A 15,750-nucleotide genomic window follows, 5' to 3' on the forward strand; every position below is an offset into this window, starting at 1 on the left:
AGTGGTCAAATTACGATAGCTCGAATATAAGGGCGCGGCGCGCAGGTGCCGGGGAAAGGGCGAATCCAGCCGGAGGCGGATTTACGATCCGCTATCCCTCCCCCAGCGGGCTCATCACGTCGACGACGTTTTTCCAGGAGCCGTCCGCTTGTCTTTTCCAAATCGTCACCGAACGGAATTCCTGTTCCAGTGGACTACCCGTCGAGTCCGCCATAGTCATCCGGGAATCCTCGATCAGGTACCCCAGGTCGCCGCTTTCTGAAACCTCGGCACTGACGGGCTCCCAGCTGATGGCGAAGTTCGGGTCCGCGAAGGAGCCCTCGATCATGCCGCGAATGGCCTGCCGCCCCCGCAACTCGGGTTGCCCGGCCGTGATCACCACCGCGTCTTCGGCCCAGTAGTCCAGGGTTTTCTCTACGTCGCGGGCCTGGGCGGCGGCGGACCAGTCGCGACTTGCCTGCATCAGCCGCTCGGCTTCGGCCTCCCGGTCTACGGGTTCCTCGCCGCAGCCCAGGGCAAGCAGGCAGCCGGCGAGCAGCAACAGTTTGGGAAAGGTTGGATATTTCATAGTGGGTACGATTTCGGTTACCTCACTTAAAATACGGGGGTTGGTGGATGCGCGTCAAGCGTCAAATCCCAAGTGCCTTTCCACCAGCCGCGTCAGTGGGAAACGACCTTCAGCCCCACGATGGAAGCGATCAGGGTCGTAAGAAAGAACAGGCGTGCCAGGGTCGCCGGCTCCCGGAAGAAGAGGATGCCGATCAGGGCCGTACCCACCGCTCCGATGCCCGTCCAGACCGCGTAGGCCGTGCCGATCGGCAGCTGCTGGGTGGCCCGCAGCAGCAGCAACATGCTGATGGCCAGGCAGACCACGAATCCGCCGTACCACCAGCCGGCCTCCCCCGCGGCGGCCTCCTTGGCCTTGCCCAGACAGGCCGCGAAGGCCACTTCGAAAAGTCCGGCAATGATGAGGAGGAGCCAGGGCATGGGGGCGGGGATGGGCGGGGCGCAAGGTAGCGCAGAAAACCAACCTAACCCATTGCGCGATAACGCTTTACCCGGTAATTTAAGGGACAATCACCACTCAACACACTATGAACCACAACAAACGGATTTTCTTCGCACTCTTCGTCGGTGCGCTGCTGGCGCTTACCACCTGCACCAAAGACGAAGACCTTACAACGCCCACTCCCCTCGCGCCCGCGGTAGAGAAGTACGAAACCAAGGCCGGCAAAAGCAATACCCGCAAACTGGTCGCGCAGCTCCGGCAGGCTACCGTCAAGTACCACGACCATCAGGTGGCCATTGACGACGGCTTCTCAAATACCGGGACCTGCGTATCCAATCCCTCTGGACCAGGCGCAATGGGTGTGCACTTTGTCCATTATGACAGAATCGACGGCGTGCACAATCCAATGGAACCCGAGGTACTGGTGTACGAACTCAGGAACAACGGCACCTACAAGCTGGTGGCCATCGAATACCTGCAGATTGGCGACACCCCTCCGAAGTTTGGCGGAGAAATAGAATTTCATCCCTTCTCCCAACCGTTCGCCAAATTCGAGCTGCACGTATGGGCCTGGAAAGCCAATCCGGCCGGCCTGTTCGAGGATTGGAACCCGAACGTCACCTGCCCCTGAGCGGTAGGTGCTGATTTTTAGGAAGGCCGCTTGAGGTAAGGCAATCCTATACTTTCGTGACTTGAATTACTGCGATGAGCGGATCAGTTTCCGCAGAGGTCACTGTGCAGTACGCGGGCCGGATAGAAGGTACCGGCGTCGGGGTCCACGAAGGCGGCGCGGTGCAGCAGCAGGTCGACGGCCGCGGCGTCGATGAGCATCACGCTGTCGATCCCCATGACGTCAAATTTGATCATTTGCCCCGTGAGTCGGTTGCTGAACTCGGCCGAGATGGTCACCTTCAGCGGGGCGGTCTGGGTCAGGGTGGGCGTCAGGGCGGGGTTGTTCACCGCCACTACGTTGCGGATGTCCGACACCCGCACGGGCGAAACCTCGATGCTCATGTTGTCCACGCCCCCCGGGTCGGAGGCCAGGATGCCCACTTCCAGCGTACTGTCGTCCAGGTCGGCGAAGTAGCCGTTGTTGGTCGGACAGTTGTTCGTCACCTCCGTATCGGCATCGGTCGAGCGAAAGATGACGGGGTCGGATTCCACGTTGTACAACCAGGCGGTCAGGGTGGGCGGCGTGGTGTCGTTCTCCGTACGGATTACCGTACAGCCGGCCAGCCAAAGGGAGCAGACGAATACTGCCAATACCCTCGAAAATAACATGGAATGGGTGTTTTATCTGAATGGAAGCAGCGATGCCGCCGCAATCAAGATAGGGGAAACCGCCCACTTAGGGGGCCTGATGGTTGCCCGGGCACCCGCGTCCCCGCCTGAACCGGAACACGAGCCACCCCACCACCCGGCCGACCGGGGTCTGGCCTATTCCTTCCGCAGCCACCCGACGATCCGGTCGTTGGCGATGGACCACTTTCCCTTCTGTTGCCTGAGGGCGAAGGTTGCCCGGGAGCTGCCCTGCGGACCGGGGTTCTGCTGGATGATCTCGATTTCGTCGTCGGCGACCCGGGAAACGATGGCCACGTGGCCGTATTTGTTGAAGAGGGTGCCCGCAAAGACCAGCAGGTCGTCGACCCGGGGTTTATGTTGACCCGGATTGGTGTACTGCGTCAGGTTCCGCCGGGCGTTGTGGCTCCCGTCGGCCAATGAGGGATCGAAGAAGTCCCGGGCGTGGCCGTAGCTGTCGGGCATCCGGTGGTCCAGGTGCTCGTAGTAGTACCGCTTGACGAACTCCACGCACTGGTACTTCAGTCCCAGGTTATAGCCGTCCGCCGTGGTATTGCGGCCCGTTACGTTGCCTACCCTTCCGTTGTAGTACACCGCTACCCCGTTTAGTTGATCAACTTGCTGCCCCACTTCCCGCCCCGGGGATACTACGGTGTGATTGACCGCTAAGAGTCCGGCAACGCCTAGCAGGAGCAGGGCAAAAAGGAAAAACAGGATACGAAACGTCTTCATTTGCTTGTTTGAATGAATGACGGCCCGTGACGGACCGGTGATCGACAGGACGGCCAAACAGTGATCTGAAACGGCGCCCTGGCGGGCAGGTATTCGGGGGGTGGCGGTCAGGTCATCACGTCAATAGTTATTCCTTCGTGGGCAACCTCCATTCGTTCGATGACTACCTCGCCTTGCGCGACATGATCCTCCGAGACGATCCGGGTAAGCCAGGCGTTCTGCAGCGTCCAGGTCATTACGGGCTTCCCCTCTTCGTCCAGCAGTGTGAGTCGCAGGGGAGAGCGGGCGTGCGGCTTGGCCCTGATCTCCTCGTGCCAGGCCCGGAAATCATTACCGCTGGGGAATACCCCGCGCATCAGGGTGATGCTACTCCCGGCTCTCGCGCCGGGGCGGCCATTCAGGGTGAACACCAGATCATCGTCGGTGGACGCCGCATTTCCCAGGGCGTCCAGCCCAGTGACCTCCTGGAACGGAATGTCGGTTGCGCTCCCCCAATCCATCCGAAAGAATAGTCTGGGCAAGGCCCACATTTCGTTATGCGCTTCATCTGCCAATGTTCCGGAGTTGGTATTTACCAATAAATCAATTTAATCCGCCATTCAGGGTTCCCGCCCCACGGCGGCGCCCCATTTCCTCTCCGCACTGCCTGCGGCGAATGCCACCGCCACCGCCACCGCGATCAGGATCATGCACATGGCCAGGAAGCCCGCCGGGTCGTCGTCCGGATGATGGGCTACCTTAATGTAGAGTCCGGCCGCCGCGATCAGCACCGCCGACACGATGGCGCAGTAGCGGATGATCCTCAGGGCACCTAGTGCTTTCCGCGACGGGCACTCCCCCCGCCGTACGTACCCCAGTAGCCGGAATACCTGGTAAAGTCCCGTGAAAAAAGCGGCGGACGCCGCGTAGCCGTAGAGGATGAAGGGGTCGAGGTAGATGGCGGGCAGGTCCAGGTTCGCGGCCCGCCCCTCCAGTAGGGGGAACCAGGCCAGGACGACCACCGCGCCGAGTCCGGTGAGGATGATGGCGGCCTGTAGCAAGCCGGTGGAAATGGTTTTCGTGGTCATGACCTGGAATTCATTTGCCGGCACCGCCGGTCGTGGTTTACGGTAATCAATTTAGGGAAAAACCGTCACCCGGTGGTCCTACTCTCCCATATTCAAAAACCGCTTCGCGTTGTGGTAGAGGATGTCCTGCTTTTCCGATTCGGTCAGGAAAGCCAGTGATTCCAGATATTCGATAGATTCAGTGATGGCGTCGGGCCAGATCATCTGGTCCGAGCCGAACATTACCCGATCAAGCACCCCGTAGGCTTTGACCAACTCCAGAAATTTGACCGCATAGTCCCGCTCCACGGGGTGAAGCCACAGCAGAACCCCCAGGTCCGCGTACAGTTGGGGGTATTGGTCCATCATCCGCAGGGTGTTCGCGTAGAAGTTGCTCCCGGCGTGCATCAAACTTACCTTCAGTTTGGGGTACCTCACCAGTACATCCTCGATCAGTAGCGGATCACCCAGGGACAGCCTGAATTTTTTCCAGATGCTGGCGTTGGCCCCCGGGAAGGTTCCTCCGGTATGATAAGCTACCGGGATGTTGTACTCCTCACAGATCTTCAAGTAGGGTTGGTACTTCTCGTCGTTCAGGGTCTGGCCGTGGTAAACCGCCATCACCTCGCCGAATACCTGGATGTCTCCGTTTCTCACCAGGGTCAGGAAGGAATCTACTGGTATCAGGTCTGCATCGTAATCCTGATAGCTGGGGACAAACCGATCGTCGGCCTGTGTATAGTATGCAAGGCTTTCCAGATTGCCACTGACGACCGCAAATTCAATAGCGTGCTCGTCCATTTTACGAATGGTTTGCTCCAGCAGGTCCCGGGCGGATTCCGCCGGAGCGAACCCGTTGCGGGCGGTAGCCACCCAAAAATCCTGCTCCGTGTACGCGTGCAGGTGCATATCGATGACCTGCCCGTACGCCAACACGGGGCAGAATATCAGATATATCGGCAGCAGGATCCTATTCTTCATGCTATTCTAAGTTTTACCGGCGGACCGAAAGGCGCGCCACCTTTTTCAGCGCCCTCGGGAAGGTGTCTTTCATAAAATCGAGGTGCTCGTCCAGGACATCGATCTCCACCGCAAGCGTGGTCCCCTGCTCCCCTTCGGTCAAGGTGTAGCTTTCCGTGGTCCCCGACCACTGCCGGGTGGTATCATCCAGGGGCTGCTCCTGCCCCGCCGTCACCAGGCCGAGGTGCCTGAACTTCATGACCTCATTCGGGACATGCCTTTCGACTATGCTGTAAATCCCGCTCCGATCCGGAGCGAGGAACAGCACCTTGCTACCTTCTTTCCAATGGTCCGTCACCGCGTGGGACCCTTCCGCGAATACGGCGGTCCATTCGCGATAGGAACTGTCCTCCCAGAGGGCTTGCCATATCGCGGATCTCTCTGCCTCGATATCAATTGAAAATTGCAGTCGGTGTATTTTCATATCAGGTTGGATAAAATCGGGTTTCTTTCCGTTTCGCGAGGCCAGGTCAATCTCCGCCCCCCTGCCTTTCGACCACCGTATCGGGGGCGTAGTAGATGCCCTTGCGCTGCCACCGCTGCTGGAGGGCGGGCAGGGCGGCCTTGAAGGCGGTGAAGTCCTTGTTCTCCTTTCTGGTCCATCCCACCTCGGCGTAGGCCGCAATCCGCGGAAAGACCTGGAAGTGCATTTGTCCGTCCGTAGGGATCCATTCCCCCCACATCTGGCAGCCGGTGCCGATGATGTTATCGTGGTACTGGGGGGCCAGTCCTTCCGGGACGGGGTCGAAGGCGTACGCTTCCGACAGGGGGATGCTTTCGTAGCTGTAGTCCAGGTAGGTACGGCTGTGCAGGGAATTGACGATCTCGAAGCCGTTTTCCGCGGCGTGGGTAGCCAGCGCCGGATCCCCTTTCCAGAAGTGAACGACGGTGGAGCTGGCCAGCTCCTGGTCGGATTCGGTATCCGCCGCATCCTGATAATCGTGGAGGTTGTGCCCCATGATCTCGTTCCACCCCATCATCCTTCTCCCCTTGCTTTCCAGGTACTGGGAGATGTTATTCGTGAAGAACACCTGGAGGTCCGCGGGGGTGTCCAGGCCATGCTCCGCCATGTATTTCCGCACCGCGGGCGAGGATTTCCAGTGGTCGTACTTCACCTCATCCCCCCCGATGTGAATCACTTTGGAGGGGAACAGTTCGATCACTTCATCGAGCACGTCGGTAAGGAAGCGGACCACCCGTGGATCGCTTACGTCGTACACGTCCTGACTTACCCCGAACCGGATGGGGACTTCGATCTTCTGCTTCGCGGTGCCCAGCCAGGGGTAGGCCGCGATGGCGGCGCTGGAGTGGCCGGGCATTTCGATTTCCGGCACCACCGTGATGTGCCGTGCGGCGGCGTAAGCGACGATCTCCCGGATTTCCTCCTGCGTATAGAATCCTTCGTGCGGCTCGGCCGACTGCACCGGGCTCTCCCACTTCAGCGGGCCCACCTGGGAGCTCTTCCGTTTGCTACCGATCTCCGTCAGCAGTGGGTACTTTTTGATTTCGATCCGCCATCCCTGGTCATCGACCAGGTGCCAGTGGAATACATTCATCTTGAGGCGCGCCATTTCGTCCAGCAGCAGCTTTACCTGCTCCGCCCCCTTGAAGAAGCGGCCCTCGTCGAGCATAAACGCCCGCCAGGCGAAGCGGGGGGCGTCGTCGATGGTTACCGCCGGCAGTTGGAAGGACTCCACGCTCTGGTCGGTCTCCGGCAGCAACTGCAGCAGGCTCTGTACCCCGTAAAACCAGCCGGCACTTCCGGAAGCAAGGATATCGATTCCTTCCCCGCTCACGATCAGCCGGTTGGCTTCTTGGCCCAGTGTTTCATCCACTTCGAACTTTACCGCCGGAGCGCGGGATCCCGTGTCCCCGCCAATGGCCAGCCGTAGCCCCGTCCGCTCGCCGATGGCGTCCTGCAGGACCCGCGCCACTGCCTCGCTTTCCGACCCGGCCCGGATGGGGGTGCCCCCGTCCACGGTGAAACCCCCCTCCCCCACCACTACTTGCTGGGGCCGCGGAATGATGTTCACATCCTGGGCTGGCAGCTGGAAAGAAGCACCCCAGGCCAGGGTGGTCAGGAGGAGGAGGAAGAGGAGGTTATTCATGGGGCAATGCGCGATTACTGGTGATTCTGGGGCGGTGCGGGGTGTACGGGTGTTGGTAAATCCATTCCACCGGCCGCCTAATCTACAATCTCGACCTGCACATCATCCATCCAGGCCGTTCCAAAATGCTGCAGGTAGATACCGTAGTGGATCATATGGGCATCATCGGGAACCTCGACATCAATCGTGTACAGCCGCCAATCAGGAGATTCGATCCGGTATTCGTCCAGGCTGTCGTAGAGTGGAGGCAGCCCTTCGTGGGCATCATCCAGGGCTTTGGGGTCTATGGCCAAGCGGATGTAGGCGACATCGGAATCCGCTAACTCAGCCCGCGCGGCCATCCGCAGGCGGAGGGTATGCCCCCGGTACGGAGCAGCATCGATATACTGCCTGATGCTCGGCGCGATCTCCCCGTACTTGGGTCCCGCTGGAAGGTGCAGGCGGGCGGAGTTCTTTCCGCGGTAGGGGCGCTCATCACTCACCTCCATTTCTGCCCCCAGCCGCTTGAATTTCGACCAGGTTACCCATCCATCCGGGGCCTCTCCGGGTCGGTTGTGTTCAAAGCCGGTATTTCCGGGCTTATCCAGCTTTCGGTCGAGCAGCCATACATAATCATAATCAGATTCGTCCACGGGCCTGACTGTCGTTGTTGAATCCACGTAGACGAGTACGTCAAATGCCGAAGCCAGGTTATAGGGCCAGAGGTAGCTATCGGGTTCGGCATCATTAAACCCTCCTCCGGAGCTTCTCGTGGGTCTCTCCTGGTCGAACCAGTCGAATACGGTACCCTGGCTGGGAAGGTCTCCGAGGTCCAGCACGGCCACCTCGTTGCGGGTTGTGGCCATCAGGTGTTCAAAAGTACCTTCCGGCGCCGGGCCCACGGAGAAATCATGCATCCCCCCGGAGGGAACGCCTTCGTCCAGGGCCCTGAATTGCCCCCGGTTGAAGAAGAACCCGAAAATCCTGAGCTTATCGCCGTACCGGCGCTTGAGGTGGGTGCCCATCCATTCCGTTCTCCACCGTGACGAGTTGGAAACGTGGCTGTTGTGCGCCCACACCATCATCCTGGCATTACTGCCTTCCTGCTCCAGGATCCACGCAAGATTCTCCGCCTGCCCCCGGTCCCTGATCCTGGTGTAGTTTTTCCCCTCGTTGCTATTCGCTTCGACGTACATCTCTACCTGTCGGGCGTGCTGCCGGGCAAATGTCCATTCGTCTTCTCCCGAGGCTGCTAGGTATTCGGCCTTGTTCTGGTCAAAAGCTTCCATCACCCGCCGGATTTCCAGCAGAGACAAGGAATCGTATTCCGTGGGGATGAACTGACGCCTTCCAATGATTTCGGGGTTGGAGAAAGGCACTGCCAGGATACCCAACTCAGGACGCACATCTTGCTCCAGATCGGGGTCAACCTTCGCCAGATAATCCAGCATGACCCTCGCGGCCCGCTCCGGATCCTGGGTGTCAAACCCGTAGAATTTGACTTTTGTCTTGTGGGCAGGGTCAGCGTTGTAGGAGCGCATCCATTTGATCAGTCCCAGAACTTCCTCGGTGTCCCAGATCCAGTAATAAATCCCCGCCAGGGCTTTTTCCGGGTCACCAATCCCCTCCACCACGTACCTGTTGATATCGTACGCCTCGCCCAGGGGGCATTCCAGCGCAAATACGTTGAAGTCCAGCTCCGTTACCAGGTATTCAATCAGCCGGTGCTTCAGCAGGAATACCTCCCGGTTTCCGTGGGTGGGTTCCCCTAAGGCAACGATCCTGGCGTCTCCCACGATGTCCCTGATGGGGCGAAGGTCGGCAGCGGGGCTACCCGGCAGGACGGTCTTCAGCGGGTGCGCATGTCGGCTTACGAAGTCAGTGACACCCTCCTCAGGCACCCTAATTGCACAGGAGGTCAACATTATAAACAGGAGGAGGTATCGCGCCGCGGCTTTCATTATTATCTGATTCGGTTCACCCCCTGCAATGGAACAGTCTCCCCAATAAATTTAGGCCGCCGGTGCCACATCGGTGAGGATTTCAGACATCACAATGAAAAACCACCTGGTTTCTGATGTTCTGAGTTTGTTTGGGCCTGAATATCTCGCCCGCAAACGGCCCTGTTTTACCTGGTGCTGCGTCGCTGAAAAGCAAGATGTAACCAAGCCCATCATTTTGAACAGCGTATGCTGTACGCTTCTCCTTCCCCGCATTCACTTTTCAGTAGAACTGACTTGAATGTAGTCCACCTAGTGCCCGAGCAAACACCCTACGCAACCTGTCCGTTAAAAAAGCAGAACCGTGCAGCATGCAACCCGCGGGGTTGGCAAAACTATCGATGTGAGTTTATTTGAGGTGATTGAGGAATTGGTGAGAGGCATTATTGACGTAAGAGAGCAACCCGGCAGTGAGTCACGGCCAGGCCCATTCAACCCAGCTGCCCCTCCAAGCCGCCGTAGCCTCCTTTCCACTCTGCTGTTTGCCCTGGCCATCTTCACGCTCGGCGGTTGCGAGGGCGACGAAGTGAATGGAATGGAAGCGGCGGCGAGTACCTATTCCCTCGTGGATTCAGTAAACCTCCGGATATCAGAACAATCTCATGACACCATCGTCGCCGGCGATTTCTACAGTGACACGGCGATTGTCTGGTCGGGCAGCCGGGGCTCAGCAAACGGAGCAAATGCCGGCGACTTCTTCCTGAGACTGCCCGTCAATATCGAAGTAAGCGGGAGCAACAACATCACCCTGAATATTGAGGACATCTTCGGCGACAACACCTTCACCTGGCAGCGCCTGGAGGTACTGGAAGACCAGAACCGCCGCGTCGGTGGGGCCTTCGAGGTAGACATGCCCGTGCTGATCCGGGTTTCCGATAGCCGCCAGGTCAACATCAATCTGGAGGACATATTCGGCGACAATTCATTCACCTGGATGGTTGGCACGCCTTCCGAACCGGACCCCGTCGCCGGTACAGCCGACATTACCGGCGGCGTCGGCGGCCCCTTGCGCATTAACCTGTCCGTCAGGATCGAAGTGGTGAATAACAGTAGCGACGTCCACATCGACGTCGAGGACCTGATCAGCGACAGTGACTTCAGGTGGGACGGTGGCACACGCAGTGGAGCCGCATTCGTCGGCGGAGCGATGGACCTGGAAGTACCGCTAACGTTCCGGGTGGAAGACAGCGACCGCGTACGGATTGACCTCGAGGACACCGCGGGCGACATGACATTCGACTGGACCGCTGGATCCGGTCAGAGCGTAGGTGGCGCAATCCGCTTTGAAGTACCCACCAGCTTCCACATCGTGAATAGCCGCGAGGTGAACATTGATTTTGAAGACCAGGGCAGCGACAACATCCTCAACTGGAGCGTCGAAGGGCGCCAGGAAAACGCTCCGGAAATCAACAGCTCCGTAGCCGCCCATAGCCCCACGACTTTCCACGTTTCCAACAGCCAGGGGGTAGTCATCAACAGCGAGGACTTCTTCGGCGACAACCGGTTCGTGTGGAGCGGCCCGTTTGATACTGACGCCAAGTCCGGATTGACGGGCGCTGTATCGGCTTCGGCATCCACCGAGTTCCGGGTGGAAACCAGCGATAACGTCAACATCGACGCGGAAGACGTCTACGGCGACAACGTCTTCGCTTGGAACCCGCGCTCCGCCGGGCAAACAACGGAACTACCGGAGTCCGTTCACGATATCGTCGGACAAGTAACGCGCGAGGTGTCGGATAGCGAACGGGTAACGATCGAGTTCGCGAACCTGAACCAGGGGAATCAATACCTGTGGGGGCCTGCGCCGGAGTAAGGGAGTACGAGACCTGAACTTACCCTGGAGACCAAAAGATGAGGTTGGGTTAAGGAAATTGCTCCTGTTGCATGCTGTTAGCCGCTCCAGATAAGTGCGCTTCTCTTCATTTACCAACTACAGAACACTGATTCTCTTACCCCCTTCCCTATTCATTTCCTGCCATCCCCGGGATCCTTTCGAATTTCACATTCCAGATTCTTTCATCTGATAACGTAAAGGTTGTCAAATCCTCTCCGAAATGCACCGTCGCCCCGTCGAGACGGAACGCATTTTTGTACAGTGGCTGCATGGTATTCGACTCCTTTTTGCGGTGATGGAACATCAATGATGAATCCACCAATTCGAAGTGGTACTTGGTATCGAGTTCGCGGGAGTAAAACACCCCTTCGAAACCAGCAAGTTCTTTAAGCTCTGGCGTCCAGCTGTCTTTTCTGTAGTGTGGTTCATCGTCAGGTAAAAACCTGGCGGTGCTTACACTACCATCACCCGCTATCAACTCCAGGGTGGTGGTTGTCCCATCGAGTACAAATTCATTTTCGCCCGTTTGTATCAGCTTATACGGCTGACCAGCCTGGAAAACCAGGGTGTCGTTTTCCAGTTTTATCTCGTATGCATCATTACTCAGGGGGTGTACGTAATAGCCCGCCAAATGATCCAGATCACCTGCGGGGTTTGAATTTATCTCAGCAACTTGACCTTCAAAGGGCGCTTCCATGTACTCTTCCAAATAGATTTCAGCTACCTCCTGCGCCAACTGACCCGGGTTGGAGGAAGAGAAATTGCACAAGACGGTTACCGTGAGATTATGATCCGGGAACCTGAGGAAATAGCTGCGGTAGCCGGCATCAGCTCCGCCGTGGCCCTGCATTTTCACCCCCCGGTACTCACTTTCGCCCAAGCCGTGCATATAGTCCAGGGTATCTCCATTAGCCAGCGTGATCTTGTCGTGCAGTCGGTTAAATGCATCTTCCCCACCTACTTCCATCGTATAGAAGTTTTTGTCCCACCTTGACATATCTTCCACCGTAGTAAAAAGACTGGTTGCCCCCACAACATCAAAATCAGGTATCGACGCCCTGTATCCCAAAAAGCCTTCCTGGTCAGGCGCATACCCCCACGCTCGATTTGGCACAATCATTTCATGGTCATCATGAAAGTGAGTGTTATTCATCCCAAGCGGTTCAAATAATCGTTCCCGGCAGAACTCCCTGAGCGACTGCCCCGTCTGCCTTTCCACCACCACAGCCAACAGGGTATAGCCGGTATTGGAGTAGAGAAAGCGTTCCCCCGGCTCGAAATTTAGGGACGTCTGACGGGATGTGATATCAAGTACATCCTTCTGGGTAACCACATCGGCCTCCCATCGCCAGCCGGCCATGTACAAGAGGTTCCACTGATCACGGATCCCACTGACGTGATGGACCAGGTGCCGTAAAGTGACGGGTGTCCCAAAGTCCGGTACCTCCGGGACGTACTTCCGTACGTCGTCATTCCAGCATACCAGTCCATCGTTTACCAGGAGTTCGACTGCCATGGCGGTGAACTGCTTGGAAACGGAAGCCACGTGAAATATGGTGGAGGGCCCAATTGGAACATCGTACTCCAGATTGGCCATACCAAAGCCATTGGAGTACACGAGTTCTCCATGATGATTGACCGAGCAGGCACATCCAGGTTCAGCCCCGGAGTCCATATGCGCAAATACCCCATCCACTCTTTTCTCCAGATTGGAGTCAGTGGAGCAACCCAGCAGGAACACCGACAGCACTGCCAGGGGCAGGATATAGCTCCGCTTGGATACCATGGCAAAAGGATGTTTTGAGCGTATGGTCTAATTTACAAAACCCATAGCCAACAATTCATTGGTTATTCAAAGATCATTTCAGAAGATGTGTCTCGATTTAAACCAATAACTTCTGTCACACACCATAATCACAAAGGAAAACGAAGCATTTGACCTGGAAGCCTTCTGCGAGGAGCCGATAAGAAATGACAAGCGGGGGAAGACCTGCTGGATGACGGTCGAGTCTGCACGCCCTGACTGCTTCAATTGCTTACCGACCTGCAGCCACCGGAGGCAGCCGCGCAGCTCAGTTCCTTTTCCTCGTCCGGCGTGATGGAACTGGCAACCAGGAAAACGCCGCTGCACAACTAACCGTGATATCCTGCGCAGCAAAGGAGGCCCCTATCTCCGCTGGCCAACCTGATCAACAACCGCTTGTGACTGGACGGGGGAGCCGGCAGAAGTCACCTGGCTTTTCCCAATCCCCCTTATCTTCTACGGGGCGCAGCCAAAGCATTCTCCCCTGCAGGATGAGCAGGTGACAGATTTTCTGACCTACTCCCGGGCCTCTCCGTTGGAGTAAGGGAGGGAACCTATTCGGACCTGCTCCAGGCAAGGTCCTTTTCAGGCCTGGCCGATCCCACTTTTTACTGACGTCTCCCGCCGAATTGAGGTCAGCTTTTGGCAAGTACGGGCACCCAGGCACTTCTCCCCCAGGCGATGAACAGCGCCAGCAGGAGCAGAATGACATTGACCCCGACACTTTGCCATTCGGCCCGTACGGCATGAAACCCTACGGCCAGGACCATGACCAAAGCAAGTCCCAGGGCCGCCCAAACGGTCAAGAATGGTTTGAAGCGGAAGATGGAGGGAATCAACAATCCCAATGCCCCCGCAATTTCACTGATCCCAATGAATCTTATCAACCCCTCGGGAGTAGACGCCAGGGAGGGAATTGATTCCACTACGACCTCGATGGGCTGCGCGGCCTTCATTACGCCTGCCATCAGAAAGGATGCGGCCAGGAGCCCCTGGACCGTCCAAAGTGCAATATTGGTCACTTTGTGGTTGTGGTGATTTGCCATTTTACTCTTGTATTTATCCTGCAAAAATCCGCACCTTCCCAGGCTCGCGCATTGATGTAGATCAAGAAAGCAAGATGGCCTATTCCCGGTTGGACAAAGCCTTCCGCACCCTGCTGAGCGCCTCCGGGGTGATGCCCAGATAGGATGCGATCATTTTTTGGGGCACCCGTTGGATGATGTCGGGATAAGTCTGGACAAAATGCTCGTACCGCTCCTTCGCCGTCGAGCTCATCAACATGACGATTCTGTTCTGCATGACCTGCAGCCGCCTCAGCAGCGCATCAGGATCCGGAATTTCCTCCACGGGTAGCTCCTTCGGAGTAACCTCGAGTTCTCCATCCTCCAGGACATCGATATAGAGTTGACATGGCTCCTGCGGACCGCAGTAATCGGCCACAATCCAGTTTTCGGGGCCGAACATATAGATATGCTCCTTGCCTTTTTCGTCTATGGTGTAGCTCCTGATCAGTCCACGCTTCACCTTGTACACCTTCGTGTTCAGCTCTCCCGCCCTTTGCAGTATCTGACCTTTTCGTACTCTCGTTGTTGTCAATGGTCTGGATTTTTTCGTTCGGGGCGGCACGGCGGCGTGGACTGAAACCGACCAAGGGGAGCTTTCGGGCCATTGAGGGCGGGACGAACCCCGGCAACCCGGAAACTTACCGGCACTGAATTCACCGCGCCCCGGTTGCCGCTGGCGCAGTGTTGTGGCCAGTGCTCTTATTTTTTCAGTAGGGTAAATAGATCCACGTTTATGTAGATAGTTTCTCTGCCCACCCGTTTGCTTGTCAAAACGCCAATCTCCTCCAACTGCCTTAGGTACCGGGAGGCTGCTTTTCTTTCTACCCCCAACTTATCTACAACGTATTCAATCTTCGAATAGGGCTGTTCAAATATTAGTTCAACCAGTTCTCGCGAGTATATTTTTGGTAGTCTTGTTTTTATAAGTTGAATCTTTTCTTTTAGTTGGGATCGTATGGCAAGAATTTGCCGCTTTGTTGCTATGGCAGTTCTCTCAACGGCATCGAGCATAAACAGAATCCACTCTTCCCATTCACCAGTTTTGTTTACTTGATTGAGTAGCCTGTAGTATTCTGGCTTGTTTTGGATTATATGTGAGCTAAGATATAATATGGGAATGTCGATCATCCCATTCATTATCAGAAACAGGATATTAAGTATTCTCCCTGTGCGTCCATTACCATCATAGAAGGGGTGAATGCTTTCGAACTGGAAATGCAGTACAGCTAACCATATTAAGTCTGGCACTCCGTCTCTTAATGTGTTGTCATTATAGTATTTGATGAAGTTTGACAGCAGGGATTCAATTTCAATTTTGTCTTGAGGAGGTGTATAAACCACTTCTCCCGTAGCATCGTTTTTCAGGACTGTACCCGGTGTAGACCTGATGCCGGCATCGTTATTGAGTAAGTCCTTCTGAATATTGACTATATCGTTGACCCGTATAAATCCTTGGTCTTTCAATATATCAAATCCAAGCATGATGGACCTACGATAATTGACTACCTCTTTAGTTTGAGGCTTTACCGCACTATCCTTGGTCGCCAGAGCTTCGTAAAGTTCGTCCGTACTGGTAATGATGTTTTCAATTTCAGAACTGTCTTTCGCTTCCTTTAGGGTGATTGCGTTAACCAGCATTTGTTGGCTAGGGATCGTTTCTGCAATCCCCTTCAGTTCAGCAATCGCGAAAGTGGCCGTAGTGGCCTTCTTGAGCGTGGCTATAGTTTGGATCTTCTCCGTTGCCGGCGGAAGGGGTGGAAGTTGATATGGTGCCTTGTGTCCCATGTGGCGAATATAAGGGACATTTATTAGATTTTTGGTACACGTTTGGCTGGATGATTGGCCACAACGA

Annotated in this window: 16 protein-coding genes; 2 read left to right on the forward strand and 14 right to left on the reverse strand. The window is 56.3% G+C overall.

Annotated features, from left to right (window positions below; genetic code table 11):
- Positions 1 to 91: 91 nt before the first annotated feature.
- Together CGL56_RS05420 and CGL56_RS05425 are read right to left on the reverse strand one after the other, a co-directional pair.
- On the reverse strand, positions 92 to 568 hold the full coding sequence (locus CGL56_RS05420; protein ID WP_099105450.1) for a YybH family protein: 477 nt from the start codon (positions 566 to 568) through the stop codon (positions 92 to 94).
- A 92-nt stretch (positions 569 to 660) separates the two neighbouring features.
- Positions 661 to 987 carry a DMT family transporter gene (locus CGL56_RS05425; RefSeq protein ID WP_099105451.1) on the reverse strand — a complete coding sequence of 109 codons (327 nt, stop codon included), beginning with the start codon at positions 985 to 987 and terminating at the stop codon, positions 661 to 663.
- 107 nt (positions 988 to 1,094) lie between these two features.
- Between CGL56_RS05425 and CGL56_RS05430 the strand changes: the two genes are divergently transcribed.
- The gene (locus CGL56_RS05430) at positions 1,095 to 1,640 is read left to right on the forward strand and encodes a hypothetical protein (RefSeq protein ID WP_099105452.1); all 546 of its coding nucleotides are present in this window, start codon (positions 1,095 to 1,097) and stop codon (positions 1,638 to 1,640) included.
- An 83-nt stretch (positions 1,641 to 1,723) separates the two neighbouring features.
- On the opposite strand, the gene CGL56_RS05435 is transcribed toward CGL56_RS05430, so the two are convergent.
- From CGL56_RS05435 to CGL56_RS05470, 8 genes are all read right to left on the reverse strand, one after another.
- Positions 1,724 to 2,290 carry a hypothetical protein gene (locus CGL56_RS05435; protein ID WP_143470622.1) on the reverse strand — a complete coding sequence of 189 codons (567 nt, stop codon included), beginning with the start codon at positions 2,288 to 2,290 and terminating at the stop codon, positions 1,724 to 1,726.
- Positions 2,291 to 2,446: 156 nt separating this feature from the next.
- Positions 2,447 to 3,040, reverse strand: a complete 594-nt coding sequence (locus CGL56_RS05440; protein ID WP_099105454.1) for a CHAP domain-containing protein — start codon at positions 3,038 to 3,040, stop codon at positions 2,447 to 2,449.
- 107 nt (positions 3,041 to 3,147) lie between these two features.
- Positions 3,148 to 3,561, reverse strand: coding sequence for a phage tail protein (locus CGL56_RS05445; RefSeq protein ID WP_167641464.1), 414 nt, complete (start codon positions 3,559 to 3,561; stop codon positions 3,148 to 3,150).
- Between the two features lie 78 nt (positions 3,562 to 3,639).
- The gene (locus CGL56_RS05450) at positions 3,640 to 4,107 is read right to left on the reverse strand and encodes a DUF2975 domain-containing protein (RefSeq protein ID WP_099105539.1); all 468 of its coding nucleotides are present in this window, start codon (positions 4,105 to 4,107) and stop codon (positions 3,640 to 3,642) included.
- Between the two features lie 78 nt (positions 4,108 to 4,185).
- The gene (locus CGL56_RS05455; protein ID WP_099105456.1) at positions 4,186 to 5,067 is read right to left on the reverse strand and encodes an amidohydrolase family protein; all 882 of its coding nucleotides are present in this window, start codon (positions 5,065 to 5,067) and stop codon (positions 4,186 to 4,188) included.
- Between the two features lie 13 nt (positions 5,068 to 5,080).
- Entirely contained in the window at positions 5,081 to 5,530 is a 450-nt protein-coding gene (locus CGL56_RS05460; protein WP_099105457.1) for a hypothetical protein, read from the reverse strand.
- Positions 5,531 to 5,576: 46 nt separating this feature from the next.
- Positions 5,577 to 7,214, reverse strand: coding sequence for a beta-N-acetylhexosaminidase (locus CGL56_RS05465; protein WP_099105458.1), 1,638 nt, complete (start codon positions 7,212 to 7,214; stop codon positions 5,577 to 5,579).
- Between the two features lie 77 nt (positions 7,215 to 7,291).
- A complete protein-coding gene (locus tag CGL56_RS05470) occupies positions 7,292 to 9,154 on the reverse strand; it encodes an erythromycin esterase family protein (protein ID WP_099105459.1) in 1,863 nt (620 codons plus the stop codon).
- A gap of 604 nt (positions 9,155 to 9,758) precedes the next feature.
- Between CGL56_RS05470 and CGL56_RS05475 the strand changes: the two genes are divergently transcribed.
- Complete coding sequence (locus CGL56_RS05475) at positions 9,759 to 11,006, forward strand: hypothetical protein (RefSeq protein WP_099105460.1); 1,248 nt, start codon at positions 9,759 to 9,761, stop codon at positions 11,004 to 11,006.
- A gap of 148 nt (positions 11,007 to 11,154) precedes the next feature.
- On the opposite strand, the gene CGL56_RS05480 is transcribed toward CGL56_RS05475, so the two are convergent.
- From CGL56_RS05480 to CGL56_RS05495, 4 genes are all read right to left on the reverse strand, one after another.
- Positions 11,155 to 12,813: a serine hydrolase domain-containing protein gene (locus CGL56_RS05480; RefSeq protein ID WP_099105461.1), complete on the reverse strand. Its 1,659-nt coding sequence runs from the start codon at positions 12,811 to 12,813 to the stop codon at positions 11,155 to 11,157.
- A gap of 653 nt (positions 12,814 to 13,466) precedes the next feature.
- Positions 13,467 to 13,877 carry a DoxX family protein gene (locus CGL56_RS05485; RefSeq protein ID WP_099105540.1) on the reverse strand — a complete coding sequence of 137 codons (411 nt, stop codon included), beginning with the start codon at positions 13,875 to 13,877 and terminating at the stop codon, positions 13,467 to 13,469.
- A gap of 79 nt (positions 13,878 to 13,956) precedes the next feature.
- Positions 13,957 to 14,430 (reverse strand): Crp/Fnr family transcriptional regulator, encoded by a 474-nt coding sequence (locus tag CGL56_RS05490; protein ID WP_099105462.1) that lies wholly within the window; start codon positions 14,428 to 14,430, stop codon positions 13,957 to 13,959.
- Between the two features lie 167 nt (positions 14,431 to 14,597).
- Positions 14,598 to 15,683: a Fic family protein gene (locus CGL56_RS05495; RefSeq protein WP_099105463.1), complete on the reverse strand. Its 1,086-nt coding sequence runs from the start codon at positions 15,681 to 15,683 to the stop codon at positions 14,598 to 14,600.
- Positions 15,684 to 15,750: the final 67 nt, after the last annotated feature.

It is taken from the genome of Neolewinella marina, assembly GCF_002631205.1.
Lineage (GTDB): Bacteria > Bacteroidota > Bacteroidia > Chitinophagales > Saprospiraceae > Neolewinella > Neolewinella marina.

Coding starts and splice junctions, on each gene's coding strand:
- CGL56_RS05420 (WP_099105450.1), bottom strand. CDS start 568: ATGAAATATCCAACCTTTCCCAAACTGTTGCTGCTCGCCGGCTGCCTG.
- CGL56_RS05425 (WP_099105451.1), bottom strand. CDS start 987: ATGCCCTGGCTCCTCCTCATCATTGCCGGACTTTTCGAAGTGGCCTTC.
- CGL56_RS05430 (WP_099105452.1), top strand. CDS start 1,095: ATGAACCACAACAAACGGATTTTCTTCGCACTCTTCGTCGGTGCGCTG.
- CGL56_RS05435 (WP_143470622.1), bottom strand. CDS start 2,290: ATGTTATTTTCGAGGGTATTGGCAGTATTCGTCTGCTCCCTTTGGCTG.
- CGL56_RS05440 (WP_099105454.1), bottom strand. CDS start 3,040: ATGAAGACGTTTCGTATCCTGTTTTTCCTTTTTGCCCTGCTCCTGCTA.
- CGL56_RS05450 (WP_099105539.1), bottom strand. CDS start 4,107: ATGACCACGAAAACCATTTCCACCGGCTTGCTACAGGCCGCCATCATC.
- CGL56_RS05455 (WP_099105456.1), bottom strand. CDS start 5,067: ATGAAGAATAGGATCCTGCTGCCGATATATCTGATATTCTGCCCCGTG.
- CGL56_RS05460 (WP_099105457.1), bottom strand. CDS start 5,530: ATGAAAATACACCGACTGCAATTTTCAATTGATATCGAGGCAGAGAGA.
- CGL56_RS05465 (WP_099105458.1), bottom strand. CDS start 7,214: ATGAATAACCTCCTCTTCCTCCTCCTCCTGACCACCCTGGCCTGGGGT.
- CGL56_RS05470 (WP_099105459.1), bottom strand. CDS start 9,154: ATGAAAGCCGCGGCGCGATACCTCCTCCTGTTTATAATGTTGACCTCC.
- CGL56_RS05480 (WP_099105461.1), bottom strand. CDS start 12,813: ATGGTATCCAAGCGGAGCTATATCCTGCCCCTGGCAGTGCTGTCGGTG.
- CGL56_RS05485 (WP_099105540.1), bottom strand. CDS start 13,877: ATGGCAAATCACCACAACCACAAAGTGACCAATATTGCACTTTGGACG.
- CGL56_RS05495 (WP_099105463.1), bottom strand. CDS start 15,683: ATGGGACACAAGGCACCATATCAACTTCCACCCCTTCCGCCGGCAACG.